This window comes from Catenulispora rubra, from assembly GCF_015356825.1.
In the GTDB taxonomy this organism is placed as follows: Bacteria; Actinomycetota; Actinomycetes; order Streptomycetales; family Catenulisporaceae; genus Catenulispora; species Catenulispora rubra.
This window is the reverse complement of the sequence record NZ_JAACYW010000434.1, coordinates 1-6,968: the sequence shown is the minus strand read 5'-3', so window position 1 is coordinate 6,968 and position 6,968 is coordinate 1. Positions and strand designations below refer to the sequence as shown.

7 protein-coding genes are annotated in these 6,968 nt (G+C 71.3%); 6 read left to right on the top strand and 1 reads right to left on the bottom strand.

Annotated elements, in window-relative coordinates; genetic code table 11:
- From GWK61_RS51430 to GWK61_RS51405, 6 genes are all read left to right on the top strand, one after another.
- A partial coding sequence (locus GWK61_RS51430; RefSeq protein ID WP_194921402.1) for a hypothetical protein occupies positions 1-365 on the top strand: 365 nt, incomplete at its 5' end.
- 8 nt (positions 366-373) lie between these two features.
- Complete coding sequence (locus GWK61_RS51425) at positions 374-583, top strand: hypothetical protein (protein ID WP_194921400.1); 210 nt, start codon at positions 374-376, stop codon at positions 581-583.
- A gap of 81 nt (positions 584-664) precedes the next feature.
- Positions 665-883 (top strand): twin-arginine translocase TatA/TatE family subunit, encoded by a 219-nt coding sequence (locus GWK61_RS51420; protein WP_499704231.1) that lies wholly within the window; start codon positions 665-667, stop codon positions 881-883.
- A 16-nt stretch (positions 884-899) separates the two neighbouring features.
- A complete protein-coding gene (gene tatC / locus GWK61_RS51415) occupies positions 900-1,865 on the top strand; it encodes a twin-arginine translocase subunit TatC (RefSeq protein WP_194921396.1) in 966 nt (321 codons plus the stop codon).
- 90 nt (positions 1,866-1,955) lie between these two features.
- Positions 1,956-2,930 carry a diacylglycerol kinase gene (locus GWK61_RS51410; RefSeq protein ID WP_194921393.1) on the top strand — a complete coding sequence of 325 codons (975 nt, stop codon included), beginning with the start codon at positions 1,956-1,958 and terminating at the stop codon, positions 2,928-2,930.
- Positions 2,931-2,994: 64 nt separating this feature from the next.
- Positions 2,995-5,859 carry a DEAD/DEAH box helicase gene (locus tag GWK61_RS51405; protein ID WP_194921391.1) on the top strand — a complete coding sequence of 955 codons (2,865 nt, stop codon included), beginning with the start codon at positions 2,995-2,997 and terminating at the stop codon, positions 5,857-5,859.
- An 81-nt stretch (positions 5,860-5,940) separates the two neighbouring features.
- On the opposite strand, the gene GWK61_RS51400 is transcribed toward GWK61_RS51405, so the two are convergent.
- Positions 5,941-6,888, bottom strand: a complete 948-nt coding sequence (locus GWK61_RS51400; protein WP_228564368.1) for a 5'-3' exonuclease — start codon at positions 6,886-6,888, stop codon at positions 5,941-5,943.
- Between the last annotated feature and the right edge of the window lie 80 nt (positions 6,889-6,968).

Here is a 6,968-nt window from a genome sequence, read left to right as displayed (position 1 = left end):
TCCGAGCCCTGACCGGCGGCCTGGCCGACCTCTCCGACGCGATGGCCGCCATCGGTATCGAGTCCGTCGCACTGCGTAGCGGCCCCGAGCGCCCCGCAGCCACAGCCGCGGCCGCAACTCCGACCCCCGCCCCGGCCGCCGACTTCCGCGTCCGCTGTCCGGACTGCGGACCGCAGTACGTCGCCATCGCCGACCTCCGCTTCGTCGAAACCGGCGACGGCGCCGACGCGAACCGCTACCTGTTCACCTGCCCCGCCTGCGGTGCGCGGGTCCGTCGGCCGGCAGGTCCCGAGCTGGCCGAGATCCTGAAATCCGCCGGTGTGGCCACCCTCGCCCTGCGTCGCGGGCCGGGCCAGGCTCTATAGTTTCCAGCATGTACTGGGTCCTGCTGATCACGATCACCGCCGTCGTCGTCCTGGTGATCACCGCCGCGTTCGGCTGGCGGGTGTTCGCCGCGGCGAAGGGTCTGATCCGGGAGCTGAAGAAGACCTCCGAGATCCTGAACGACGCGAGCGAGACATTGCGCGGTGTTCAGGAAATGGAGGGCGTCAAGGCGATGCGGGCACGGGCCCAGCACGATTAGTCTTCGCATCGTGCCCGTGTTCATATCCGTGACGCCCGTCCGCCCGGGGCGCGCCGCACTGAAAGGGGTCGGCCCGTGTTCATGAGGCTGATCGAGATCGGTCTGATCGTGGTGGCGGCCTGGGCCCTGTTCGGGCGCCACCGGCTGCCCGACTCGGTGCGCAGCATCCGGAAGTCGGCGCGGATCATGAAGTCCGAGATGCAGGCCGCGGCGGACGACGTGGAGCTGCCCGAGGCCAAGGTGATCCCCGGCACGATCGTCGAAGGCGGCGCCGCGCGCGCCGACAACGCCCAGAACTGAACGGACCTCCGACACCATGACCACGCAGGCCAGCGCCAACGGGACCCGGCCCAAGGGCAAGAGCAAGCCGCCGAAGTCCGTCAAGGTCCAGAAGGACCCCGAGGGCCGGATGCCGCTCGGCGAGCACATCCGCGAGCTGCGCACCCGGCTGTTCCGCTCCTCCGTGGGCATCGCGCTGGGCGCGGTCGCCGGCTGGCTGGTGCACAAGCAGGTCATCCACGCCCTGACCCGCGCGGTCTGCGACTCGAAGGCCAAGGGCGTCGCCGCGGGCGTGACGAGCAGCTGCAAGAGCGGCGTGCTGACCTCGCAGGGCACCACCTCGGGCATCGCGGTCGACTTCAAGGTCTCGCTGATGGTCGGCATGATCCTGGCCAGCCCGGTCTGGCTGTACCAGCTCTGGGCGTTCATCGCGCCGGGCCTGCACAAGAACGAGAAGAAGTACAGCCTGGGCTTCGTCGCCGTCGCGGTCCCGCTGTTCGCCGGCGGCGCCGCGCTGTGCTTCGTGCTCATCCCGCACGTCATGAGCGTGCTGCTCGGGTTCACCCCGTCGGAGTCGCCCAACGCCATCCCGCTGAGCGACTACATCGGCTTCTTCCTGCGGATGGTGCTGGTCTTCGGCGCCTCCATGGAGGTGCCGCTGATCGTCGTGGCCCTGAACCTGACCGGCGTGCTGTCCGCCGAGCGCCTCAAGAAGTCCTGGCGCTACGTGACCTTCGGCATCTTCATCTTCGCCGCCGCCGCGGTCCCGACCGGCGAGCCGCTGGGCATGACTGCCCTGGCCGTCCCGATGTGTCTGCTCTACTACGCGGCCATCGGTATCGCGATCATGAACGACAAGCGGCGCGCCGCCCGCAGCATCAACGCCAACCTGTCTCCGGACGAGGCCTCCGCCCTCGACCTGAGCCCGGTCCCGGTGGACCAGGCACACCCGGTCGAGCAGGTCCGGCGCAGCTTCGACGACGACTACGACGACCTGACGTAGGCCCGGCAGCGGCCACCCGGCGCACGCCCCGGATAACGCGCCGGTCACGGCGCCATGACGGACGGGGCCACGCGCTGCTAGCGTTCGCGCGTGCCTAGCAGTTCTGACCAACACAGACCTTCCGACCAACACAGACCTTCCGACCAGCACAGACCCGAACATGTCGTCGCCCTGATCAACCCCACGTCCGCCAAGGGCGCGGGCGCCGAAGCCGGCCGGCGGGCCGTGGCCGCGCTGCGGGCCGCCGGGATCGAGGTGACCGACATCGTCGGCCGCGACGCCCACGACGGCGAGCAGCGGGCGAGCGACGCGCTGCTGAAGAACCACGAGGCGGCCCTGGTCGTGGTCGGCGGCGACGGCATGGTCTCGGCCGGGCTGCGGCTGCTGACCGACCACCCGGAGACCGTCCTCGGCATCATCCCGGCCGGCACCGGCAACGACACCGCGCGCAGCCTAGGCATCCCGCTGAAGGACCCGGAGGCCGCGGCGCGCGTGATCGCCGCCGGCGAGGTCGGCCGCATCGACCTCGGCGAGGCCACCGTCGGCGCCGGCACCTCCGCCGAGGTGGTCCGCCGCTTCTCCACAGTGATGGCCTGCGGCCTGGACTCCAAGGTCAACGACCGGGCCAACCAGATGCGCTGGCCGCGCGGCAAGCGCCGCTACGACCTGTCGATGCTGCTGGAGCTGCCCCGCTTCAAGGCGCCGCGCTTCGGCATCCGGCTGGACGACCTCGAGCTTACGGACGAGTGCATGCTGATCGCGGTCGGCAACGGCCCCTCCTACGGCGGCGGCATGCTCATCTGCCCCGAGGCCCGCATGGACGACGGCCGCTTCCAGCTCACCGAGGTCCGCAAGATCTCCAAGCCGGCCCTGCTGACCATCTTCCCGAAGGTCTTCAAGGGCCGGCATGTGAACCACCCCAAGGTCGAGGTGCACCATGCCGCCGAGATCGAGCTGCACGCCGAGGGCGTGAGCTGCTGGGCTGACGGCGAGCGGATCGGCGCGCTGCCGGTGACGCTGCGGACGCTGCCCGGGGCGCTGCGGGTCTTTCGTCCCGCAGGGTGAGCACCGTCCGGACCGCCTCACAAACCTGAGGCGCAGCGATCAAGCTTGCGGTTAGGGTGGAGACATGTCATCGCCCGCTGAGCCCCTGCGGGCTCCCGATGTGCCTGCCCTCTCCGAGTTCCAGCGCTTCCGGGGCGGCTACGACTTCGACCTCGACGGGTTCCAGATCGAGGGCTGCCGCGCGCTGGAGGCCGGGGACAGCGTCCTGGTCGCCGCCCCGACCGGTTCGGGCAAGACCGTCGTGGGGGAGTTCGCCGTCCACCTGGCCCTCGCGCAGGGCGTCAAGTGCTTCTACACCACCCCGATCAAGGCGCTGTCCAACCAGAAGTACGCCGACCTGGTCGCCCGGCACGGAGCGGCCAACGTCGGCCTGCTGACCGGCGACAACACGGTCAACGGCGAGGCGCCGGTGGTCGTGATGACGACCGAGGTGCTGCGCAACATGCTCTACGCCGGCTCCGGGACCCTGTCCGGACTCGGCTACGTGGTCATGGACGAGGTCCACTACCTCGCCGACCGCTTCCGCGGCGCGGTCTGGGAAGAGGTCATCATCCACCTGCCGGAGTCGGTGCGCCTGGTGGCGCTGTCGGCGACGGTGTCGAACGTGGAGGAGTTCGCCGGCTGGCTCCGCACCGTGCGCGGCGACACGAAGTCCATCGTCTGGGAGCACCGGCCGGTCCCGCTGTGGCAGCACGTGCTGTCCGGCAAGCGGATGTTCGACCTGTTCGCCAACGGCGCCGACGGCGAGGCGATGCCCGGCGCCAACGGCCAGGGCGGCATCTCGGCGTCCCGCGAACTGCGGGTCAACCCCGAACTCGTGCGGCTCAACCGCGAGGGTTCCGAGTCCATGTACAAGCGGGGCGGCCCGCGCGGCGGCGGTGGCGGTGCTGGTGGCGGCGGCAACCGCGGCCAGCGCGGCCGGGTCAACCGGCGCGGCCGCGGCGGCTGGGTGCCCAGCCGCGTCGACGTGATCGAGAAGCTGGACGCCGAGGGCCTGCTCCCGGCCATCACCTTCATCTTCAGCCGGGCCGGCTGCGACGCCGCGGTCCAGCAGTTCCTGCACGCCGGTGTCAGGCTCCTGAACGCCGACGAGCGGGCCCGGGTCAAGACACACGTGCTGGAGCGGACCGGCAGGATCCCGTCGGAGGACCTCAACGTCCTGGGCTTCCACGACTGGTTCGACGGCCTGCAGCGCGGCGTGGCCGCGCACCACGCGGGCATGCTGCCGACGTTCAAGGAGATCGTCGAAGAGCTCTTCGTCCAGGGCCTGGTCAAGGCGGTGTTCGCGACCGAGACGCTGGCCCTGGGCATCAACATGCCGGCCCGCACCGTGGTCCTGGAGGCGCTGACCAAGTGGAACGGTGAGAACCACGTCGACCTGACCGCCGGGGAGTACACGCAGCTCACCGGCCGGGCGGGCCGCCGCGGCATCGACATCGAGGGGCACGCGGTCGTCATGTGGCGGCCCGACCTGGACGCCAAGGCGCTCGCCGGGCTGGCCGGGACGCGGACGTACCCGCTGCGCTCGTCGTTCAAGCCGTCGTACAACATGGCCGTGAACCTGGTCGGGCAGTTCGGCGCCGAGCGGGCGCGCAACCTGCTGGAGACCTCGTTCGCGCAGTACCAGGCCGACCAGGCAGTCGTCGGCCTGACCCGCCAGGTCCGCAAGAACGCCACGGCGCTGGAGGGGTACTCCGAGGCCATAACGTGCCACCTCGGCGACTTCGACGAGTACATGGCGATGCGCCGCCAGCTCTCCGACCGCGAGGCCGACCTGTCGCGCCAGGGCGCTGCGAACCGGCGCGCCGCGTCCCTGGAGTCCCTGGAGAAGCTCCAGCCGGGCGACATCATCGTGGTCCCGGCCGGCAAGCGCGCCGGCGTCGCCGTGGTCCTGGACCCGGGGATACCGGCCTCGACGGCGGGACGTCCGAAGCAGGTCACCGGCGACGGCCCGCGCCCGGTGGTGCTGACGGTCGACCGCCAGGTCGTGCGCCTGTCCGTGACGGACTTCCCGAGCCCGGCGGAGCCGCTGGACCACATGCGCGTCCCGAAGTCCTTCAACGCCAAGTCCCCGCAGTCGCGCAAGGACCTGGCCGCGGTGCTGCGCAGCAAGGCCGGCGACAAGGAGATCCCGCCCTACCGCAAGACCCGCTACCGCGCCGAGGCGGCGGACGACACCGAGATCAGCCGCCTCCGCAAAGCCATCCGAGCCCACCCCTGCCACGGCTGCCAGGACCGCGAGGACCACGCTCGCTGGGCCGAGCGCTTCCACAAGCTGGACCGCGAGACCAAGCAGCTGGAACGGCGCGTCGCCGGACGCACCAACAGCATCGCCAAGGTCTTCGACCGCGTCTGCGGCCTCCTGGAGCAGCTGGGCTACCTCGACGGCGACGAGGTCACCCCGATCGGCAAGCGCCTGGGCCGCCTCTACACCGAGCTGGACCTCCTGACCGCGGAAACCCTGCGCGCGGGACTCTGGGAAGGGCTGACCCCGCCCGAACTCGCCGCATGCGTGTCAGCCCTCGTCTACGAGGCCCGCCGCGCCGACGACGCAGGCCCGCCCCGCCTCCCCGGCGGCGCCGTCCCGAAGACCCTCGACGAGATGGTCCGCCTCTGGGCCAAGCTGGAGGAACTGGAGACCGACCACCACCTGGAGTTCCAGCGCGAGCCGGACCTCGGCTTCGCACTCCCGGCCTTCCACTGGGCCTCCGGCAAGGCGCTGGAGGAGGTGCTGTGGGACGTGGAGATGCCCGCAGGCGACTTCGTCCGCTGGTGCAAGCAGCTGATCGACCTGCTCGGCCAGGTCGCCAACGCCGCCGCGGAGCTGAAGGCGTCCGGTGGGAAGACGAGCACGGTGCGGGCTGCGGCGCAGGAGGCTATTGATGGGCTGCGGCGCGGGGTGGTCGCCTACTCGATGATGAACGGCTGAGGCGGGGGCCGGGCTCGCAGACCGTGAGTCCGGCGCCGCTGCCATCCGGCAGGTCAACCGAGCGAGCGCCGCTCCGCGCCCCTACCGCTCCGCCATCACCCGCGTCAGCCGAGCCATCGCCGCCTTCACCCCGAACTTCTCCGCCAGCATCGTCGCCATGACCGCGTCCTTCGGCTCCCGCGGCAGCACGTCGTCGTGCTCCACCACCGGCGCGTCGCGCACGACGCGCACCACCGTCGGTGCGGCGTCCAGGTAGGCCGCCGCCTCCGCGATCCGCTTGCGCTGTGCCGGCTTCAGCGTCGATGTCGGGTCCGTCGCCGCCGCGCGGACGCCCGCCAGGTCGCGGTACTGCGAGATCAGCGTCGCCGCGGTCTTCTCGCCGATGCCCTGTACGCCCGGGAGGCCGTCGCTCGGGTCGCCGCGGAGGGCCGCGAAGTCCGCGTACTCGCCGCCGCTGATGCCGTACTTCTCGCGCAGGACCGCGTCTGTCACCGGCTCCAGCTTGGTCACGCCCTTGCCGATGTTCAGGACGCGGATCTCGCGCGCGTCGTCGACCAGCTGGTACAGGTCGCGGTCCATCGTCACCACGTCCACCGGGCCGCGGCCGTCCCAGCGCTCGGCCAGGGTCGCCAGGACGTCGTCGGCCTCGAAGCCCGGCGCCTCGGCGCGCGCGATGCCCAGGGCGTCCAGCGCCGCCTCGATCACCGGGACCTGCGGGCTCAGCAGGTCCGGGACCTCCTCGACGTCCACGCCTGCGCCGCCCGCCGGCGCCTCCTCCAGCACCCGGTGCGCCTTGTACGACGGGATCGCCTCCACCCGGAACGCCGGGCGCCAGTCCGCGTCGAAGCACGCCACCAGCCGGTCCGGCTTGTACGTGCCGATCAGGTAGCTGACGGACTCCAGCGTGCCGCGCACCGCGTTGACCACCATCCCGTCCGGAGACCGGATGGTGTCGGGGACGCCGAAGAAGGCGCGGAAGTACAGCGTCGGGGTGTCGAGCACCATCAGCCGCTCGGGGTTCTTCGCCATGCGCCGATCCTAGAGGGCCGCGCCGACTCGCCCGGCCCGCGACCCGGCCCGCAACCGGCGCGCCACCCGCGCCCCACCAC